15 protein-coding genes are annotated in these 18,589 nt (G+C 71.4%); 7 read left to right on the top strand and 8 right to left on the bottom strand.

The features are described from left to right. Positions 1–12: 12 nt before the first annotated feature. Positions 13–1,428: a DUF4331 domain-containing protein gene (locus PT931_RS10785; RefSeq protein ID WP_456245584.1), complete on the bottom strand. Its 1,416-nt coding sequence runs from the start codon at positions 1,426–1,428 to the stop codon at positions 13–15. Positions 1,429–1,613: 185 nt separating this feature from the next. Between PT931_RS10785 and PT931_RS10780 the strand changes: the two genes are divergently transcribed. The 4 genes from PT931_RS10780 (at position 1,614) to PT931_RS10765 (ending at position 6,168) form a co-directional block, all read left to right on the top strand. Continuing rightward, entirely contained in the window at positions 1,614–2,900 is a 1,287-nt protein-coding gene (locus PT931_RS10780) for a tetratricopeptide repeat protein (RefSeq protein WP_456245583.1), read from the top strand. Then, the gene (locus PT931_RS10775; RefSeq protein WP_456245582.1) at positions 2,897–4,705 is read left to right on the top strand and encodes a nickel/cobalt transporter; all 1,809 of its coding nucleotides are present in this window, start codon (positions 2,897–2,899) and stop codon (positions 4,703–4,705) included. The genes PT931_RS10780 and PT931_RS10775 overlap by 4 nt, the downstream gene beginning before the upstream one ends. Before the next feature lie 118 nt (positions 4,706–4,823). Next, complete coding sequence (locus PT931_RS10770) at positions 4,824–5,255, top strand: SRPBCC family protein (RefSeq protein ID WP_456245581.1); 432 nt, start codon at positions 4,824–4,826, stop codon at positions 5,253–5,255. A 301-nt stretch (positions 5,256–5,556) separates the two neighbouring features. Beyond that, positions 5,557–6,168: a hypothetical protein gene (locus PT931_RS10765; RefSeq protein WP_456245580.1), complete on the top strand. Its 612-nt coding sequence runs from the start codon at positions 5,557–5,559 to the stop codon at positions 6,166–6,168. A gap of 142 nt (positions 6,169–6,310) precedes the next feature. On the opposite strand, the gene PT931_RS10760 is transcribed toward PT931_RS10765, so the two are convergent. The 3 genes from PT931_RS10760 to PT931_RS10750 form a co-directional block, all read right to left on the bottom strand. Beyond that, the gene (locus tag PT931_RS10760) at positions 6,311–6,892 is read right to left on the bottom strand and encodes a dihydrofolate reductase family protein (protein ID WP_456245579.1); all 582 of its coding nucleotides are present in this window, start codon (positions 6,890–6,892) and stop codon (positions 6,311–6,313) included. Positions 6,893–6,954: 62 nt separating this feature from the next. Next, positions 6,955–7,794: a helix-turn-helix domain-containing protein gene (locus tag PT931_RS10755; RefSeq protein WP_456245578.1), complete on the bottom strand. Its 840-nt coding sequence runs from the start codon at positions 7,792–7,794 to the stop codon at positions 6,955–6,957. 186 nt (positions 7,795–7,980) lie between these two features. Continuing rightward, the gene (locus PT931_RS10750) at positions 7,981–9,129 is read right to left on the bottom strand and encodes an RCC1 domain-containing protein (RefSeq protein ID WP_456245577.1); all 1,149 of its coding nucleotides are present in this window, start codon (positions 9,127–9,129) and stop codon (positions 7,981–7,983) included. Positions 9,130–9,384: 255 nt separating this feature from the next. On the opposite strand from PT931_RS10750, the gene PT931_RS10745 reads away from it, so the two are divergent. Continuing rightward, positions 9,385–9,861, top strand: a complete 477-nt coding sequence (locus PT931_RS10745) for a DUF6194 family protein (RefSeq protein WP_456245576.1) — start codon at positions 9,385–9,387, stop codon at positions 9,859–9,861. Positions 9,862–9,937: 76 nt separating this feature from the next. On the opposite strand, the gene PT931_RS10740 is transcribed toward PT931_RS10745, so the two are convergent. Together PT931_RS10740 and PT931_RS10735 are read right to left on the bottom strand one after the other, a co-directional pair. Next, a complete protein-coding gene (locus tag PT931_RS10740; RefSeq protein WP_456245575.1) occupies positions 9,938–10,384 on the bottom strand; it encodes a hypothetical protein in 447 nt (148 codons plus the stop codon). A 60-nt stretch (positions 10,385–10,444) separates the two neighbouring features. Next, complete coding sequence (locus PT931_RS10735; RefSeq protein ID WP_456245574.1) at positions 10,445–11,452, bottom strand: DUF5937 family protein; 1,008 nt, start codon at positions 11,450–11,452, stop codon at positions 10,445–10,447. Positions 11,453–11,600: 148 nt separating this feature from the next. Here PT931_RS10735 and PT931_RS10730 point away from each other — a divergent pair, with 148 nt between their 5' ends. Further along, positions 11,601–12,851, top strand: coding sequence for a hypothetical protein (locus tag PT931_RS10730; RefSeq protein WP_456245573.1), 1,251 nt, complete (start codon positions 11,601–11,603; stop codon positions 12,849–12,851). Between the two features lie 81 nt (positions 12,852–12,932). Then, positions 12,933–13,541 (top strand): dihydrofolate reductase family protein, encoded by a 609-nt coding sequence (locus PT931_RS10725; protein ID WP_456245572.1) that lies wholly within the window; start codon positions 12,933–12,935, stop codon positions 13,539–13,541. A 545-nt stretch (positions 13,542–14,086) separates the two neighbouring features. Here the strand turns inward: PT931_RS10725 and PT931_RS10720 are convergent. Beyond that, positions 14,087–16,120: a fibronectin type III domain-containing protein gene (locus PT931_RS10720; protein ID WP_456245571.1), complete on the bottom strand. Its 2,034-nt coding sequence runs from the start codon at positions 16,118–16,120 to the stop codon at positions 14,087–14,089. A 74-nt stretch (positions 16,121–16,194) separates the two neighbouring features. Beyond that, positions 16,195–18,438, bottom strand: coding sequence for a S8 family serine peptidase (locus tag PT931_RS10715; RefSeq protein ID WP_456245570.1), 2,244 nt, complete (start codon positions 18,436–18,438; stop codon positions 16,195–16,197). Between the last annotated feature and the right edge of the window lie 151 nt (positions 18,439–18,589).

Genomic DNA, 18,589 nt, shown 5'->3' with positions numbered 1-18,589 from the left:
CCCCACGTCGGATCAGCTCTCGTTCACCGACACCGCGTTCGGCAGCGCCAGGTACGGGAACGCCGCTCCGAAGGCGTTCTCGTTCGCGTCGACGCCGTCACCGAGCCCGGAGACCCCCGGTGCCGGGTTGGGCAGCAGGATGCCCTCGGCGGCCTGCAGCGTGATGTCGATCGCGTCGTCGGCGAGCCGGCGGCCGTTGGGGAAACCGGCGAGGTCGCCGCCCAGGACGCCCATCCGGCTCGGGTTGGCCGACGGCGGCACGTTCATGTTCAGGCGCAGCTGCTCGCTGGGCCGGAACCGCGACGCCACGACGTCCTTGTTGAGGAGCTGGGAGTTCAGGTCGGCCTGCACCGGCCCGCACGCCTTGCACACCCCGGTCAGGAACACCTCGACGAGGTCCTTGCGCGGGGTCGCCGGCGCCGGGAGGTTGTAGATGGCATTGACCAGCTTCGGCACCTCCGGGTCCTGGACGAACTTCAGGAACTTCGCGTCGTCGACCGGTCGGGTGGCGTTGAACTCGTTCTTGCGGCCCACGGGGATAACGACCTCGTTGACCAGCGGCATCCCCAGGCGTGAGACCTGGGCCATGCCGTGCTCGGCGTCGGACTCCTCCGGCACCGCCTCGGTGACCTCCATCCGCTTGCGCGAGGTCGTGCTCCAGATGCCGACCACCGGGTTGCGGGCGACATTGCCCTGGAGGGCCAGGTCCTTCTTGGGTACCTGCAGCGCGACCGCGTTGACGTTGTACCCGCGCAGCGTGTCCTGCCCGACCTCGGACAGGTTGCCGCCGTAGAGCAGGTCGAACACGCGCAGGTCGGCGAAGAACGGGTCGTCGGCCTGCCCGGTGAACGACTTGCCGCCCCCGGGGACCTGCGTGACGGCCTGCTGGCGCAGCGCCCCGTAGTTGGGCATCGACGCCGGACCGGTGTTGGACGGGGCGACCTTCCCGTTCGGGATCAGGGTCGTGCGCTCGTGTCCGGCGAACCGCTCCAGCGTGTACGTCTGGTAGAAGTTCAGGTCCGGGTCGGTCAGCGAGGTGACCACGCCCGTGTTGTACAGGAACGTGTTCGGGTTGCGGTAGTGATTGGTGAACGTCCACCGGTAGACGACATCGGGACGGGCGTCGCCGTCGTTGTCGATGTTGACGTCGTAGGCGGCGTCGGTGGCGAACGCGTAGAAGTTCGGCCCGCCGTTGGGCTCCTCGAACGGGATCCAGTTCGCGATGATGTTGACCTTGTCAGGCATCTCGGGACTGACGAACGCGTACAGGTCGGTGTTGTCCAGCCGCGGCTCGCCCGCGATCAGCGGGGCCTCCCGGTGACTGGACGCGTTCGCGCCCTGCGGTAGCGCCGCGAGCCCCGCGACGAGTGCCGACGCGACGGCGACGGCCGCCGCCGCCCGGCGACGGACATGACGAGTTTTCGACATTGCTCTCCTTCTTCTCCCCGTGTTGAGGCGACAGAGGATGTTCGCCTCGCAGAGCGATTCGGAGCGGGATATGCCCCAGCTGGGTAGCCTATGGAGGAAATTTTGTGAATTGACCCATACGGCCGGTTTGCTGGTGCGAAGCAACCAGGGGACGCGACCGCGCCCCGTGATGACCTGGAGGTCGCATGGTCCGGCGTTTCACCCGCGTGGCCGCACTGTCCCTCATCGGCCTGGTCGTGGTGGGCTCCACCGCCGGGGCGCTGATGAGCGTCGACCCGCCCGCCCCCGCCGGGCAGACCGTCCCCGCCGACCCGCTGGCTCGCGCCGAGCGCCGCGTCCGCGAGGTCCCCGGCGACTGGCGCACCCTCGCCGACCTGGGACTGGCCTATGTCGAACGGGCCCGCGCCACCGGCGATCCCGGCTACTACCCCCGAGCCCAGACCGCCCTTGAACGGTCCGTGGCCGTCCGCGCCACGGACAACGCCCCCGCCGAACTGGGCCTCGCAGCGCTCGCCGCCGCCCGGCACGATTTCGACACCGCGCTGCGGCACGCCGACGCCGCCTTGGCGGTCGACGGGTACCTGGCCGCCGCGCACGGGGCCCGCGCCGACGCGCTGATCGAACTCGGCCGCTACGACGAGGGCTTCGCCGCCGTGCAGCGCATGGTCGACCTGCGCCCCGACGCGTCCTCGTTCGCCCGCGCGTCCTACACCTGGGAACTGCGCGGCGACCCCGGCCGGGCGCGCGCCGCCCTCGAACGGGCCCTGGCCGCCGCACCCGACGCGGCCACGACCACGTTCGCGCTGTACCAGCTCGGGGAACTCGCGTTCGGCACCGGCGACCTCGACCACGCCGGCCGGCGGTTCGACGAGGGTCTGGCCCGCGCCCCACAGGACGCGACCCTGCGGATCGGCCGCGCCCGGGTCCTCGCCGCACGCGGCCAGACCACCCGCGCCCTCGCCGACTACGCGGCCGTCGTGAACCGGCTCCCGAACCCCACCTACCTCGCCGAGTACGGCGACCTGCTCACCGCGCACGGCGATCCGGCCAGGGCCCGCGCCCAGTACGACCTGGTGCGGGCCAGCCAGCGACTGGTCGCCGCCCAGGGCGTCAACACCGACCTCGAACTCGCGCTGTTCGACGCCGACCACGACGCGGCCCCGGCGGCGCTGGAGGCGGCCCGGGCGGCCTACGGGGCGCGGAAGAGTGTGTTCGCCGCCGACGCGCTCGCCTGGGCGCTGCACGTCAACGGACGGTCCGCCGAGGCACTGCCGTACGCCCGGGAGGCCCAGCGGCTCGGTACCCGCAGCGCCCTGCTCGCCTACCACCTCGGCGTGATCGAGGCCGCCACCGGCGACCGCGAGCACGCCCGTAGCCACCTGGAGACGGCCCTGACGATCAACCCGCACTTCTCCGTCGCGCACGCGCCCCGGGCCCGGGCGGCCCTGGCGGGCCTCGGCGGGTCCCGATGAGGCGCCTCGGGACCGGGCGACGGTCCGGGGAGCGGTCACAGGTCAGGGACCGGTGGCGTTCCGGGGAGCGGGCGCAGGCCCGGAACCGGTGGCGGTCCGGGGGCCGGTGGTTCGGGGTTCTCGGGGCGGTACTCGTCGGGTCCGTGCTGCTCGGGGCGGCCCCGGCCGGGGCGCACCCGCTGGGGAACTTCACCACCAACCAGTACGCCGGGCTGACCGTCGACGCCGCCGGTACCACCATCGACTATGTCCTTGATCTGGCCGAACTCCCCGCCTACCAGCTCCGCCAGCAACTCTGGCACGACGCGGCCCCCACGGCCGGAGAGGCAGACGCCTACGCCGCCGGGGAGTGCGCCCGGATCGCCGACGCGGTGCGGCTGACAGTCGGGGACCGGCGGGTGCCGGTGGCCGTGACCGCGCGGACGGTCACGTTCCCGGCGGGCACGGCGGGCCTAACCACCCTGCGCCTGGAGTGCCGGCTGCGCGCCGACACACCCGTGACCACGACCACGGAACTCGGGTACTCCGGCGACGCCTACCCCGACCGGATCGGTTGGCGGGAGGTGACCGCCGTCGGCGACGCCGTCACGCTCACCGCGAGCGACGTGCCGGGGGCGAGCCCGAGCAACCGGCTGACCGCATACCCGGAACAGCAGTTGTCCTCGCCCTCCGACATCCGGGCCGCGCACCTCACCGCCACCCCCGGCGGCACCGCCGCCCCGCCAGCGGCCCACACCGCTACCAGCGCCCAGAGTCGGGGCATCGACCGGCTGACGCTGGCGTTCACCGACTTCATCGGACGGCCGAAACTCACCCTCACCATCGGGGTACTCGCCGTGCTCATCGCCCTGGTCCTCGGCGCAGCCCACGCACTGGCCCCCGGGCACGGCAAGACCGTGATGGCCGCCTACCTCGTCGCCCAACGCGGATCCCTGCGCCACGCGGGCGTCATCGCCGCCACGGTCACCCTCACCCACACCGGCGGGGTCATGATCCTCGGCCTCCTGCTGTCCACGACCCTCGCCTTCGCACCACAACGGGTGTACGGCTGGCTCGGCCTGGCCAGCGGCGTACTCCTCGCCGCCGTCGGCACGGTACTGCTGTACCGGGCCTGGCGCGGGCACGGGTTCGCCCACGGCCACCACCACGGACCCGGCGGCCACACCCACGGCCCGGACGGGCACCACCACGGGCACGACGGGCACACCCACGGGCCAGGCGGGCACGACCACCCGGCCGGGCACACCCACGGGTCGGACGGGCACCACCACGGGCCGCCGGACACGCACGGCCACCGGTCGGAACTGGTCGGGGCGCACGCGGCCGGCGCGTCCACACAGGTCGAGGCCTCCCACCATCACGCTCACGGCCACTCCCCCGCACGTATCGGGGGCCACGATGCGGAGCACGGCCACGACGACGTTCGTGCCCACGCAGCGCACGACCATCACCACGACCACGAGTCAGGCCCCCGTGCGCGGTCGGCGCTGAGCCTGTTCACCGTCACCGCGATGGGCTTCGCCGGCGGCCTCGTGCCCAGCCCGTCGGCCGTCGTCGTGCTCCTCGGCGCGATCGCCCTGGGCCGCACCTGGTTCGGCGTCATCCTCGTCCTCGGCTACGGCCTGGGCATGGCCGCCACCCTCGTCGGCATCGGCTTCCTCCTCGCCCGCTGGCGTCACCGCCTCGAACCCCGCCTCACCGGCCGCACCGGAACCCTCGTGCGCCGGTTCGCCCCGCTGGCGACCTCCGGCCTCGTGGTCGTCGTCGGCCTGTGCGTCGCGGCCCGGGCAGTTGTGAGTCTGTGAACCCGACGCGACGCGCGGGGATTCCTGCACCATTCTCCGGGCACCAGTCCGGTAGCGCGTCGGCAACGAATCAGAGGGGGAACGCAACCGACCGTCCGCAGGCAACCCAGGAGTTCTGATGGTTCACGTGGTGCGCACCTTCCTCGTCGACAGGCCCGTCGATGTCGTCGTGGCCTATCTCGCCGACTTCTCCCACGCCCCCGAGTGGGATCCCGGCACGGTCCGCTGCACCCCGACGAGCGCCGGGCCCGTCCAGGTCGGGTCCACCTGGACGAACGTGTCCAAGGTCCTCGGCAGGGAAACCGAACTGAGTTACCGTCTGCAGCGCCTGGACCCCGGCCGGGTGACGTTGGTGGGTACGAACAAGACCGCCACGTCCACCGACGACATCACCGTCAAACCGGCACCCGGCGGCGCCGAGGTCACCTACAGCGCGACGATAGAACTGCACGGACTCGCCAAACTCGCCGCGCCCATCATGAAACTGGAGTTCGAACGACTCGGCAACCTCACAGAGAAGAAGATCCAGGCCACGATCGCCCGACTGTAGACCGGGGCGGCGCCATGGGTACGACCGTTCCGGTGACGGGCACATCCGGGTTCATCGGCTCGCACCCGGCCGCCGAGCTGGGGGCGAGCGGGCACACTGTGCGCGATGACCCGGCATCTCGCGGGTCGGGCGGTCCCCACGCCCCGGACGGATCCAGGTTCTGTCCGGTGTTTACCCGACAGGTGCCCACGTTCCGGAAACCGCTGTCCTGTGATCGGATCGAGGCACAGCCCGGGCCGCGTAGCCAGCGCGGGTTCCGCGCCCAGGACCGTCCGGGGCGGTGACGGAAGGCGGGCCCCTGGTGATCCCCTGGATATTGCTCGGCATCGTCCTCGCGGCGCCGTTCGTCTACGGCATCACCCGGGAGACAAGGACGTTCCGACGCGCGTTGCGGGCACAACGGGCGGTGGTCGCGCTGTCCGCCGCCCCTGGCTGGCAAGCCGCCGAGAACCCACTCGCGGGAGAGTACGGCCTGTTCACGTTCTTGAGCGACGTACACGCCGTGAGCACTCCGACGGCGTCGGGGGTGGTCGACGGCCACACGGTCATCGTGACGATGTTCCGGCGGATCGAACAACTACGGGGCACCTACTGGCTGGCCGTGTACGTGCATCTCCCCCACGTCTGCAGGACGTTCCGGACGGCGCGCGCCCGGCGGCGTTCCGACCCCCGTGACGAGTACGTCCCGCTGGCCGACGACCTGTCGGAGGTGGTCTTTCGCTGGCTGGAGTCGGATCTGCCCGCGAGCCTGTCCAGGCTCGGCTATCCGGCGGTGTGGGTCAAAGGCGACAAGGTCTGCTTCCTGTACGACCTGCCCGAACTCGATTCACTCCCCGACCTGGTCGCAGGCCTGGTCGCGACGGTACCGGCCGTCACCGAACTGGCCGGGCGCCCCGAGCCCGACGAGGACTGACCTGGCCGGTACGCCTGCGTCTCCACGGCGGGAGGGCCCCACCGGGGCGGGGCCCTCCCGCGCGGCGATGTGCACACGCGGCCGGGCGCCCGATCCCCTGTCACCGCCGCAGCGGTCTTCCTCGCGTACCCGCTCAGATCGGTCAGCGGCGCACCCGGTAGCGCAGGTGGAGCACCCGGTGGCCCTGAACGACGACGTCCGGGCCTTCCAGCAGGTGCTGCGCGTCGACGGAGCCGAAGTAGCGCTTGCCGGACCCGAGCACGACGGGGGCGACGTCCATGCGTACCTCGTCGACCCAGCCCGCCGCGAGCGCCTGGCCGCCGACGTCGCCAGCGGCGAACTCGATGGTGCGGTCACCCGCGAGCTCCCGCGCCCTGGCCACGGCCGCCTCGATGCCGTCGACGAAGTGGAACGGCGCCCGGAGGTCCCAGCCCTCGGGCGCACCACGGTGACTCACCACGACCACATGGTCGATCCCACTCGGAGGCGTCCCATCCCAGCCGTCGGTGATGTCGAAGGCGTGCCGGCCGGCGATGGTCACCCCGATCTCGTCCCAGTACGGCCGGACGTAGTCGAACGAGGCCTGCGACACCTTCAGAACGCCACTGTCGTCCAACGGCACGTCACCGCTGACCAGCCACTCGAAGATCGGACCGGGATCGTCGTTCTCAGCGGCGATGAAACCATCCACCGAGACCGACGCGTTCATGACCACTTTCCCCATGATTCCTCCTCTGTCTGGAGTCCCCAGTCTCGTGCGGCGTGAGGAGTCGCTCTTGTACGGAATCAATCGGCTGGGAGCGGCCAGCCGTCCAGGACGTGGTCAGGGTGATCGCGCAGGAATCGCCGCCGGACCTCGGCGTACCGGGTCGGCGTGAGCCCGGTGAACTCCCGGAACTCGCGCACGAAGTGGGCCTGGTCGAAGTAGCCCGCGCCCGCGGCGACGTCTCCCCAGTCGATCGGTGCGGCGACGTCGAGCGCCAACACGGTGGAGCTGAAGCGGTAGCCGCGAGCCAGCCGTTTCGGCGTGACACCGACGACGGCCTTGAACCGCTTCGCCAGATAGGTGCTGCTGGCGCGGGCCGCCATGCCGATGTCGCTGATCGGCACTGTCCCGCCTGTCGCCGCGACGGCGCCGCTCATGTGGCGGACCAGGTCGAGACCGTCGATCACCCGCAGCCTTCGCACGAGCTCCTCCTCGAGCAGCATCAGCATGTCGTGCGGTGCGTCCGCCGAGGTCAGTCGGTGTCGCAACGCGGCGACAGCGGGCTGGCCCCAGATCCGCCCCACCGTCGCAGGTCGGTCGGACAACTCGAACGCGGGCATCGGAAGGAACGGTGCCAGGCCCCACGGCCTGAAGTGCACTCCGACGGACCGGGTCGGGATCGGATAGCCGAACTCCCACGCACGCGTGGGCGTGGCTACCGCGCAGCCGTCGGCGTACTCCACCGCGTCCACGTCGGTGCCCGCGCGGAGGAGGAACGGCGCCCCGAGGTTGACGATGAGCAGTGGCGCGGGCGCCGCCGGCAGCAGCAACCTGGAGTACGGCGGGACGCCCTCCAGGTAGTAGAGGTCGTCGATCAGCCCGTCCAGCGGCGGGCCGGGCACCCTGGACACATACTCCACGCCGCCATTATCGCCGGCCGCCGGTCCGCCCGTCCGGCATACGCGCCGCCGCCAGCGACGAGCCGGCGCCGGACCGGGCCGAAGGCCCACGCGCGGAGCAGGGTTCTCAGGGTGACATCCGCACTCCTGCGAATGTCACCCTGAGGCCAGGCGGGCCGGTCAGTCCCACCGTCGGGTTTCGTGGGCTCAGCCTGCGATGCTGAACTCTCCCCCCGCGGCGATGAGCGAGACGCTGCTGAGCACGGTCAGGGGCCCGGTGACCACGGTCCGGTTGCTCGTGGAGCCGTCGCCGAGCTGACCCGAGGCGTTGTATCCGACGCTGCGGACCCGGCCGTCGCGGGTCAGGACCAGGCTGTGGTGGCTGCCCGCGGCGATCGAGCGGACGTTGGTGACGGTGTCGAGGACGATGGCGGTGGGACGGTTGGTGGTGGTGCCGTCGCCCAGTTGGCCGAAGTTGTTGTAGCCCCAGGTCTTGACCGTGCCGTCGCCCAGAAGTGCCAAGCTGTGGTTGGACCCGGCGACGATGTCGCGGACGTTGGTGACCCCGTCCACGGTGACCGGTGTGGTGCGCTGGGTGGCGGTGTTGTCGCCGAGCTCGCCGTTGGCGTTGTAGCCCCAGGACCGCACGGTGCCGTCCCCGAGTCTGGCCAGGCTGTGGCTGGCGCCGCCGGCGATGCCCCGGATGTTGGTCAGGCCGGTGACGGTCACGGGCGTCGAGCGGTTGGTGACGCTGCCGTCGCCGAGTTGGCCGTTGGCGTTGTAGCCCCAGGTCTTGACGGTGCCGTCGGCCAGCAGCGCGAGGCTGTGGTGGTTGCCGGCGGCGACGGCCACGACGTTGGTGAGCCCGGCGACGGTCACCGGGTTGTACCGGTTGGTCAGCGTGTTGTCGCCGAGTTGGCCGTACCCGTTGTAGCCCCACGCCCGCAGTGTGCCGTCGGACAGCAGTGCCAGGCTGTGCTGCACGCCGGCGGCGACGGCGACCACGTCGGTGAGGTTCTGGACGGTGCCGGGGACGGAGTAGGCGGCCGAGGCGCCGTTGCCGAGTTGGCCCTCGGCGTTGCGTCCCCAGCTCTCGACGGTGCCGTTGGTGAGCAGCGCCAGCGAGTGGTAGAAGCCGGCGGCGACGGCGGACACGTCCCCACCGGTGAGCCCGGCCACCGTGGCCGGGGTCAGGCGGGTGGCGGTGCCGCTGGTGTCGCCCAGTTGCAGGTTGGCGTTGTTGCCCCAGGCCTTGACGCGGCCCTCCTGCGCGGCGGCGCCGGTGGCGGAGAACGCCAGGGTGCCCACCGTGGCCAGGAGCGCCACCAGACCTGTGATCAGGGGCCGTCGGTGCACGTTCGAATCCATAGAGTTCGCCTCTCGGATCGGGGCGTGCGAGTCTCCCGTGACACAGACCAGCATCACCCAAAGTAACTGTGTGTATGCGTATCGTAAACTTCGGCCCGTCCCATAATGGGTGAACACCAAATTCACCCTCAGGCGCTCGCCGGTTCAGGCAGGCGCGCCCATCCAGTGCCCTCCGCCGAGAGGAAGTCCGGCACGCCCGGGTCGCCGGCCGCAGCACGGGCCGTCAGGTGTGATGCTGGGGGCATGAAGATCCAAGACATCATCGACAGCGTCGGAGCGATGGACGGGGTCCTGGTCCTCACGCCGCGACCGGGCGACGGCTCCCCCGAGATCTCCTGGGGCGACACGTTCTTCTACTACGCGCCCGACGGTGTCGTCCCGAGGACGCAGCCGTTCGCCACCATCGTGACGAAGGACTACCCCGGCGACGACACGTCGCGGCTCGACCGGCCGGACGTCTTCCGCCTGAACGTCGCCGCCGGAACGGAGGAGTTCGACCGGTGGACCAGGTCGGGACCCACGGATCCGGGCACCGCCGACGTGATCATCCCGCACCCGGTGTACGGCGGCCTGCACTGGCTCGCCGTCGTCAACCCGGGCCCGGATACGGCCGCGGCGGTCGGCGAACTCCTCCGCGAGGCCCATCGGCGCGCCCGCGAACGGTTCCAGCGGCACACGAACCGCGGCCACGCCGACGCGCAGGACGGCCAGGCCGGCTGACTGGGGCCCTTTTCGCCCTGAACCGGCCTGCTCCGGCTTCCCTGAAGTGGGAGCGTGCCTGGTCAGGGCATGGGAATCAGAGGGGCTTCAAGTGGTAGGCCGCATGCCGGTAGGGCTCGTTGTAGCCCGTCATCACGTACTGGGCGAGCTCCAGGTGCTGCTCGTCGAGTACGTCGAGTAGCGCGGCTGATGCCCGGTCGAAGCGATGCAGCAGCATCCCGGTGGACAGTTCGCGTCCGGCGAGTACTCCGCCGAGGTTGAGCGCACGGCCGGCCTCCGGGGTCTCCCAGCGCGGGTCGAGGCTCCAGTGTCTGCGGCCGGCGCGGGCTTCGGTGAGTACGGCCAGGTTGATCTCGTGCCACATCAGGACGTGCGCGAGCAGGTCGTGCAGGGATTCGCAGGGGTCGGTGCCCGCCATCGCGTACGGGGCGTGCGGGTCCGGGTGCGCGTCGAGGGTGTCCAGGAGCAGCGCACGGTCCGCGGTGAGCCGGCTCACCGCTTCGGCGAGGGGAAGGGTCGTCATGCGGGCGACGCTACGTCCGCCCGGGGGCGCCGGGCCAAAGCCTGCCGAACTCCGGCAGGCTTACCGGCGGAGCACCTCCAGGAGGTCGGCGCCGAGCCCGGCGATGTCCGTGTCGTTGAGTGCGTAGCGGAGGAAATGCCCGGCCCGTTCGGTCCGGACCAGCCCGGCGGAGCGCAGCGCCGACAGATGTTTGGTCACGGCCGGTTCGGCCATGCCCCACAGCAGTGCGATCTCCCGCGCGGACCTCGGTTCGACGGCGATGGCCCGGCAGATCTCCAGCCGGGCCGGGTGGGCCAGCGCGGTGAGCCTGCGCAGGGTGGCCCGGCTGTCGGCCGCGGCCGGAGGTGCCGGGACCGGATAGTGCAGCACGACGGGCCGTCCCGGCTCGTCCGCGACGTAGACATGCGGCCCGCCGAGCACGGTGGGCAGCAGGACCAGGCCCCTGCCCGCGGCCACGAGGCGCTTGTTCTGGATCTTGTCGATCACCAGGCGGGTCCCGTCCACTGTGATCGTCGGCGACAACTCGGCGACCCCGCGCCAGCCGCGCTCCGCCGCGCGGTCGGCCTCGGCGGCGAGCAGCTGGCCGACCCGGTCCCACTGGTCGGCGAAGAAGCCGTTCCAGCAGGCCGCCAGCAGCCCGACCAACCGACCCCGCGCGGTCTCGGGCTCGTCGAGGACCAACCGGACCAGCGCCTGGGTCGCCGAACCACGGGCCCGGGCCAGTCCGAGTACCCCGACCGGGCCGACCACGGGACGGCCGTTGGCCCGGGCCAGTGGGCGCAGTACGGCAGCGGTGAACTCCGCGGCGGGCAGGCGCACGAGGCCGTCGAGCTGCTCGTCCCACGTACTGCCCGGAAGCAGCGTCGGGTCGGCCAGGAAGGTGGCCCGCACGGCCCTGACCAGGAACGACCAGTCGACGAGCTCTCCGCGCAGCCCGTGGGGCGCTTCCGTCCCGGGCCGGTGGTGGTCGGAGACCATGGCGTGCCAGGCCCAACCCAGCTCGACCAGTGGCGAGACCACGTACCGGGGCGGCCCGGCCAGTCCGGCCAGGTCCAGCGACATCACCATCTCCGCACGCTACCGCGGGGGCCGACAGACCAACGGCACCCCCACTGGCGGTCCGCGACGACACGGTGCGGGCCGAGCGCACGGGGGCGGCGGGGTGCGGAGTCGGGGTCGGCGACGTGCGGCAGGCCCGGTGCTCGACACTGTGACGATGAGTAGTCAAACCTCCCAGGTTCGGCGGGTGCTGTCGCGGACGGAGAGCTGGTTCATCCGACAGGGCATACCCCAGCTGATCACGGGGTACGGCTTCCGCCAGGTCGTCTCCCGCATGGTGCCCTACCTGGTGTTCACCGCCCTGCTGTGGCTGGACATGTTCACCGGGTTCGGCCCGGCGCAGGTGCTTCCCGTGGCCGCCGTCGGGGCGGCGGCCACCTGGGCGTGGCTGACCCGGCTGGGCACTCGGCCGCCGCCGCGACTACCGACAGGCACCGCCGTCGGGGTACTCCTCGCGCACGTGTTCGGGCCTCCCGTCGTCGCCGTGGGCATGGCCGCCCTCGGATGGCTCGACTTCCACCTCAGCGTGCACGGCCTCGTCGAGGTCGTACTGGACGACCCGGACGACCTCGACCCCGGTCGCCTGCTCGGCATCATCGCGGAGGTGGTGGGCCTGTGGATCGCCGTGGACATCGTTCTCGTCGCCCTGGGGTACCTGGTCACGGCCAACGGACTGGTCGCGCTGTCCGTCCGGGCACTGGGACACGCCGCCACGGACCTGCGGCACAGCGCCCGGCTCCAGGGCCGCGCCCTGCCGGTGCTGCTGTTCGTGACGCTGTTCCTGTTCTTCACCGGCGAGCTGTGGCAGTTGTGCAACCGGCTGCCCTGGATCCGGATCCTCGTCCTGGTCACGGTGCTGGCCGCCATCTCGGTGCTGGCGGTGGCGACCCGGCTGCGCGTCGAACTGGGTCGGATCGAGCGCGACATGAGCCCGGCGGACATCCTGGCCGCCTGCGCGGGCACGCCGCTGGCCCGGCTCGCCCCGCGGGTGGCGTCCCGTGCCGTGGGAGCGGCGCTGCGACCACGCCAGCAGGCCAATCTGCTGTTCGCGCTCGCGATCCGCCAGCTCATCCAGGGCGCCGTCGTCGGGCTCGGGCTGTACTGCCTGTTCACGCTGCTCGGTTGGCTCGTGTTGTACCCGTCGCTGGCGCGGCAGTGGATCGGAGCCCCGATCGAGTACTCGACGGTGTTCCCGGACCAGCCCGCCGCCATGTTCCGCCTCGCCGTGCTCCTGGCCGGCTTCGGCGGCATGTACTACGTCGTGCACTCGATGAACAACGCGGACACCCGGGAGGAGTTCTTCGCTCCCACCATCGCCGAGTTGGAGAGCGTGCTGGCCGTGCACGCGGCCTACGACGCCCTCGATCCGCAGACCCCCGACCGGCCCGCACCGAACGGCCACCCGTAGCCGGCCCGCGCGGCCGGCGGACGCGGGGAGGGTCGTCACCGGGGCGCGACCCTCGGGGTCCGGGTCTTCGGGCGGGCCACGATGGGTACGACGTCCCTGCACGCGGTCGTCTCGCTGGACGGCTACATCGCCGACGAGAACGACGGGGTGGGCCCGCTGCACGACTGGTACTTCAACGGCGACCAGCCCCTGGTCACCGGGGAGCACCCCGAGGTGCACGGCGCCGGGTTCCGGGTCTCGGAGCCCTCGGCCGGCTACGTGCGCGACCTGTGGTCACGGCTGCGGGTGATCGTGATCGGCCGGCGCCAGTTCGACCTGACCAATGGCTGGGAGGGCCACCCGCCGGCCGGCGAGCACGTCGTGGTGGTCTCGCACCGGCCCCGTCCGGCCGACTGGCACCCGGAGGCCTCCTACCACTTCGTCACCTCGGTGACCGAGGGCATCGCCCGGGCGCGGGAACTGGCCGGCGACGGCGAGATCGCGGTGGCCGCGGGCGACGTCGGCGGGCAGGCGCTGGCGGCGGGCCGGATCGACCACGTGTCGATGGACGTCGTGCCGGTCGTCTTCGGCCGGGGCCGGCGGTACTTCGGCACCCTCGCCGACGCCGGGCTGCTGCTCGCCGACCCCGACGTGGTGCTCCAGGGCCACGGCGTGCTGCACCTGCGCTACCCGGTGCGCCGGGACCGGTAGCCGCCTGCCCGGTCAGACCTCCCGGAGCAGGCACAACGGGTGGCCGTCCGGGTCGGCGTACACCCGCCATCGAAGATCTTTTGATCGAGCGGGAACAGGCACCCCACCCGCCGGTGCTGATCTTGTGTGGATGGCACGGTCCCCCGGCGGACAGAGCGTCGGGCACACACAGCTTCGGCGCGCCTCGGCGACCTGCGACGTTTGCGGCTCCGCCCCGCGGGTAAGGATCGGTGCGCGGCGCAGCGGTCACCTGCAGCGCTCGCTCCGGGGCCGGACCGCCAGGCCAGGCACAGGTCCGGCCCCGGCCACCCCGGCCCCATCAGCTGGCCGTCTCCTCGGAGACGTTGGACTGATTGCGGGAACACGTCGACCAGCGCCGCCCATCCCCTTGGGGCGGGCGGCGCTGGTGCGTCTCAGGCCCGGTTCCTGTCACGCCGTGACCTCAGCGGCGTAGGCGTCGACGAAGGTGATCGAGGCCAGTCAGGGAAGCAGGATGACATCTGACGCCTTTCACGTCACCCCGTCCACGCCGCGTGGTGGGCCGGTCAGGGGGTGCGTCGGGTGACGCGGACGTCGTCGATCCCGGCTTCCACCAGGCTGCCGCCGGCCGCGTCGGCGGCTTCGACGGAGATCCTGATCGTCCTGCCCGCCAGAGACGTAAGGTCGACGGTCGCCGTGGTCCACTGCGCCCCGGTGTCGTTGGAGCCGGTCTTCTTCTCGAACAGCACCGTCGCGCCATCGGAGGTGATCGCGCTGACGCGCAGGTAGTCCGCGCCGGCCGAGTTCGCCAAATGCCCCAGGTACCACGACAGTGTGAGGGTGAGCTTGCCGTCGGCGGGCAACGCGATCTGCCCGGACAGGGCGCTGGTAACGCCGCCGTCGAGGTCGTTGTCGCCGACCGAGGCGCCCGCCGCCGCGCCGGTGACCAGCGCGCGGGTTCCGCTGGTGGTGTTGCCCCGCTGCATGGTCAACGAGTTGTAGCTCGTGGCCTGGGGTGTGGCGACCTCGAACCGGCCGGACGTCGCGGTGTCGGTCCGGTTGGGGTTGACGGTCCAGCCACCGGACTCGAAGTCGGAGGAGTAGACGGTGGTCTCGGAGCCACCCGCCTTGGTGGTGACGGTCAGCGGGCCGCTGGACGCCGAGACGTTCCCGGCGGCGTCTGTGGCCTTGACGCTGAACGTGTAGCTCGTTGACGGGTTGAGTCCGCTGATCGTCGCGGTGGTGTTCGTGACCGTCGCCGCGAGTGTGGTGCCGTTGAAGACCTGGTAGCCGGTCACGCCCACGTTGTCGGTGGAGGCGTTCCACTCCAGCGACACACTGGTGGCGGTGACGTTGGACGAACGAACCGAGGTCGGCACGGTGGGGGCCTGCGTGTCCCCGGGCATGCCCCCGGTGTGGAGGGTGAGGCCCCACTTGCTGAGCGCCTCGCCGACCGGTTGGAACAGGGACTGGTCGTCCGCGCCTCCCGGCGAGCAGGAGGCGTAGCCGCCGGAGTGCAGGCCGACCGCGCGGGTCCCCGCGAGCCAGGCACCACCGGAGTCGCCTGCGAGGGAACAGGCGGTGGTGTGGGCGATCCCCTCCAGAGTCGCGGTGGTGTAGACGACGGTCTGGTTGACCGCGGTCACCTTGCCGCACTGCCAGCCGCTGGCGAGGCCCGCGTGGCACACGGCCTGGTTGACCATCGGCTCGGTCGCACCGGTGACGGTCACGGCGGGGCCGCCGTACGTGTTGACTGAGGCCGAGAGCCGCCACGCCGCCTCGGTGACGGCGACGACTCCCATGTCTCCTTCACGACCGAACACGCTGCGTGTGCCGCCCACGTTGGAGGTGCCGATCCGGTCCTGCTGGTTGTCGGCGCCCCAGGCGGGTTGGTTCGCGTCGTTCGTACAGTGGCCCGCGGTCAGGAAGTGGCGGCCCCCGCCGCTGTCCGTGGCAGGGAAGCCCACCGAGCAGTTGGCCTCGGCGCCCGGGAGCCACCGACCGCCGGGGCGGACGTCACCGCTCTGGGGACCGGGCCGCTCCTTCACCGGGAGGATCCGGACGCCGTCGCCGAGTCGGCGGAGCTCTCCCGTGGCGGCGTCGCTCGCCGTGTCTCCGGCGGACGCGAGCACGCGGACCACCACGGTGTCGGTGACCGGGTCGACTCCCCACCCGGTCACTGTCAGAGCACCCCGCGAGGCGAGGCGGGCGACTTCGGCGCTCAGCCGCCCCAGTTCGGCACGGTCGCGGAGAACCCTGACCGGGGTCGCGCCGGTCGCGCCCACCTGCGCGGCGGCCTGCTCGTCGACGACGGCGACCATGAGCCTGCCTGTGCGTTCGTCGAGCCAGTGGCCGGGGCTCTGCTCCCGGACCCTCGCCGACAGGGTTCGGGCGACCGTCTCGGCCGCGCCTTGCGCGAGAAGTCGGTTGACGGCGGCGTCCCGGCTGATGCCGAGGTCCCTGGACAGGGCGTCGATCATCCCCGTGGGCGGGGAGTCCGGTGGCGGGGCGGGGGTCGCGGCGGCGACGTGGCTCGCTGTCACCGCGCCCAGGGTGAGGGCGACCGCGCCGATCATCGCGGTGAGGACACGTGTGCGCATGGCTGTCTCCTGTTGCTGTGAGGGGGAAGGGAACGGGGTCCCGGAGGGACGGGACCCCGTCGACGGTGGGCCGGTCAGGGGGCGCGTCGGGTGACGCGGACGTCGTCGACCCCGGCTTCCACCAGGCTGCCGCCGGCGACATCGGCGGCTTCGACGGAGATCCTGATCGTCCTGCCCGCCAGCGAGCTCAGGTCGACGGTCGCCGTCGTCCACTGCGCCGCCGTGTCGCTGGAACCGGTCTTCCTCTCGAACAGCACCGTCGCCCCGTCGGAGGTGATCGCCCGGACCCGGAGATAGTCCGCGCCCGCCGAGTTCGCCAAATGCCCCAGGTACCACGACAACGAAAGGGTGAGCTTGCCGTCGGCGGGCAACGCGATCTGCCCGGACAGGGCGCTGGTCACACCGCCGTCGAGGTCGTTGTCGCCGACCGAGGCGCCCGCCGCCGCGCCGGTGACCAGCGCGCGGGTGCCACTGGTGGTGTTGCCCCGCTGCATGGTCAACGAGTTGTAGTTCGTGGCCTGGGGCGCGGCGACCTCGAACCGGCCGGACGTCGCCGTGTCGGTGCCATTGGGGTTGACGGTCCAACCCCCGGACTCGAAGTCGGAGAAGTACACGGTCGTCTCGGAACCACCCGCCTTGGTGGTGACGGTCAGCGGACTGCTGGACGCCGAGACGTTCCCGGCCGCGTCGACGGCCTTGACGCTGAACGTGTAACTCGTCAACGGGGCCAGTCCGCTGATCGTCGCCGCCGTGGTCGTGACCGTCGCCGCGAGCGTGGTGCCGTTGAAGACCTGGTAGCCCGTCACGCCCACGTTGTCGGTGGAGGCGTTCCACTCCAGCGACACACTCGTGGCCGTGACACCGGACGCCCGGACCGACGCCGGCACGGTGGGGGCCTGCGTGTCCCCCGACGTACCCCCGGAGACCGCCGCGAGGGCGTTGGCGATGCCTTCACCGAAGTGCGAGTTCCTGGCGGCCGTCCCGGTGCACCTGCTGTCGCCGGACGGGCACGGGGTGTCGACGGCCTGCTTCAGCAGGAGTGCGCGCAGCTGGTCGACGGTGGCCTGCGGGTTCGCCGACGCCAGCAGCGCCATGACGCCGGCCGCGTGCGGCGACGAGGCCGACGTGCCGTTGAAGGTGGTGTACCCACCGCCCATGGCCGTTGTGTTGATCATGGCGGAGCCCTCGCCGCCGGGAGCGGTCACCTCGACGGTGTTGAGCCCGTAGTTGGAGTACGAGGCCAGCTTCTTGTCGACGGTGTCCGCGGTGACCGAGATGGCGTTCGGGAGATCGCCCGGCAGGAAGAGACCCGGCTCGGTGTCGAGGTTGGTCGCGTAGTTTCCCGCGGCGGCGACCGTGACGCTGCCCTTGCCCTTGGCGTAGTCGACGGCCCGCTCGACCCCTTCGATCACCGCGGCCTGGTCGAGGTTGTTCGGGTCGTTGAACGTCACCGGGTCGACGTAGTAGCTGTGGTTGGTGACCCGGAAGCCATGGTCGGCCGACCACATCAGACCGCAGACCACGTTCTCCGGGTACATGTATCCTTCGGGCTCCATGACCTTGACCGACGCGATTCTCACGTTGGGCGCGACGCCGACGACCCCCTTGCCGTTCCTGGCGGCGGCGATGATGCCCGCGACCGACGTGCCGTGCCCCGCGGCGGGTGCGCCGTTGTCCGGCTCCCAGGCGCCCGGCGTGGTGTTGGGCTTGCCGTAGAGACAGGACACCGAGTTCGCGGAGTCGAAGTTGTCCCGCAGGTCCTCGTGTGTTCCCTGAACGCCGGTGTCGAGGATCCCGACGGTCACCGACCTGCTGCCGGGGTTGATCGCCCAGGCCTGGTCCGCGCCCATCTGCTGCATGTTCCAGTCGACCGGCTCGGCGGGCGCGGCGATGGCGGCGCCGAGCTCCCGTTCGAGGACCCGGCGGGCCGCCGAGTCGCGGCCGGTGGTCGTGGCCAGCGTGCCCGGGGTCGGCACGTCGTAGCCGCCGCGCGTGTCGCCGACCTTCTGCACCCCGGCGACCTTGCGCATCCTGGTCGCGAAGTCGTAGGCGCCGGAATGGGCGAGGATCACGCCGATCTGGTTGTAACTGGTACGAACCTGGCCGCCGTTGGCGGTGATCGCCGGGGTCACGGCGTCGACGGATCCAGGGCTGGTGAGCACGAGGTAGGCGCGTACGCTCGCCGCGGCGCGGGCGGCCGTGGCAGGGCCGGTCGGGGGTGCCGCGAACGACACCTGAGAAGTCAGGGCGATGACGGAGACGGCGACCGCGAGTACTGCTGCCGCTCTCGGTCGGGAGCGGGACGGACGTCGGATCATGACGGTCCTCCTGGTGAGATATCGATGCGTGCGGCTTCCGACGGTCCTCGATCCACGAAGGGCCTTCAAGCCGTGGCGCCACCCAGAAAAAGCACGTCCGCACGCAGAAAATCCAGCTCCTGACCTGGTCAGCAGCCTTCGGCGCATGATT

The organism is Longispora urticae (assembly GCF_053902585.1).
The sequence above is the reverse complement of the archived record's forward strand: the minus strand, read 5'-3'. Positions and strand labels throughout refer to the sequence as shown.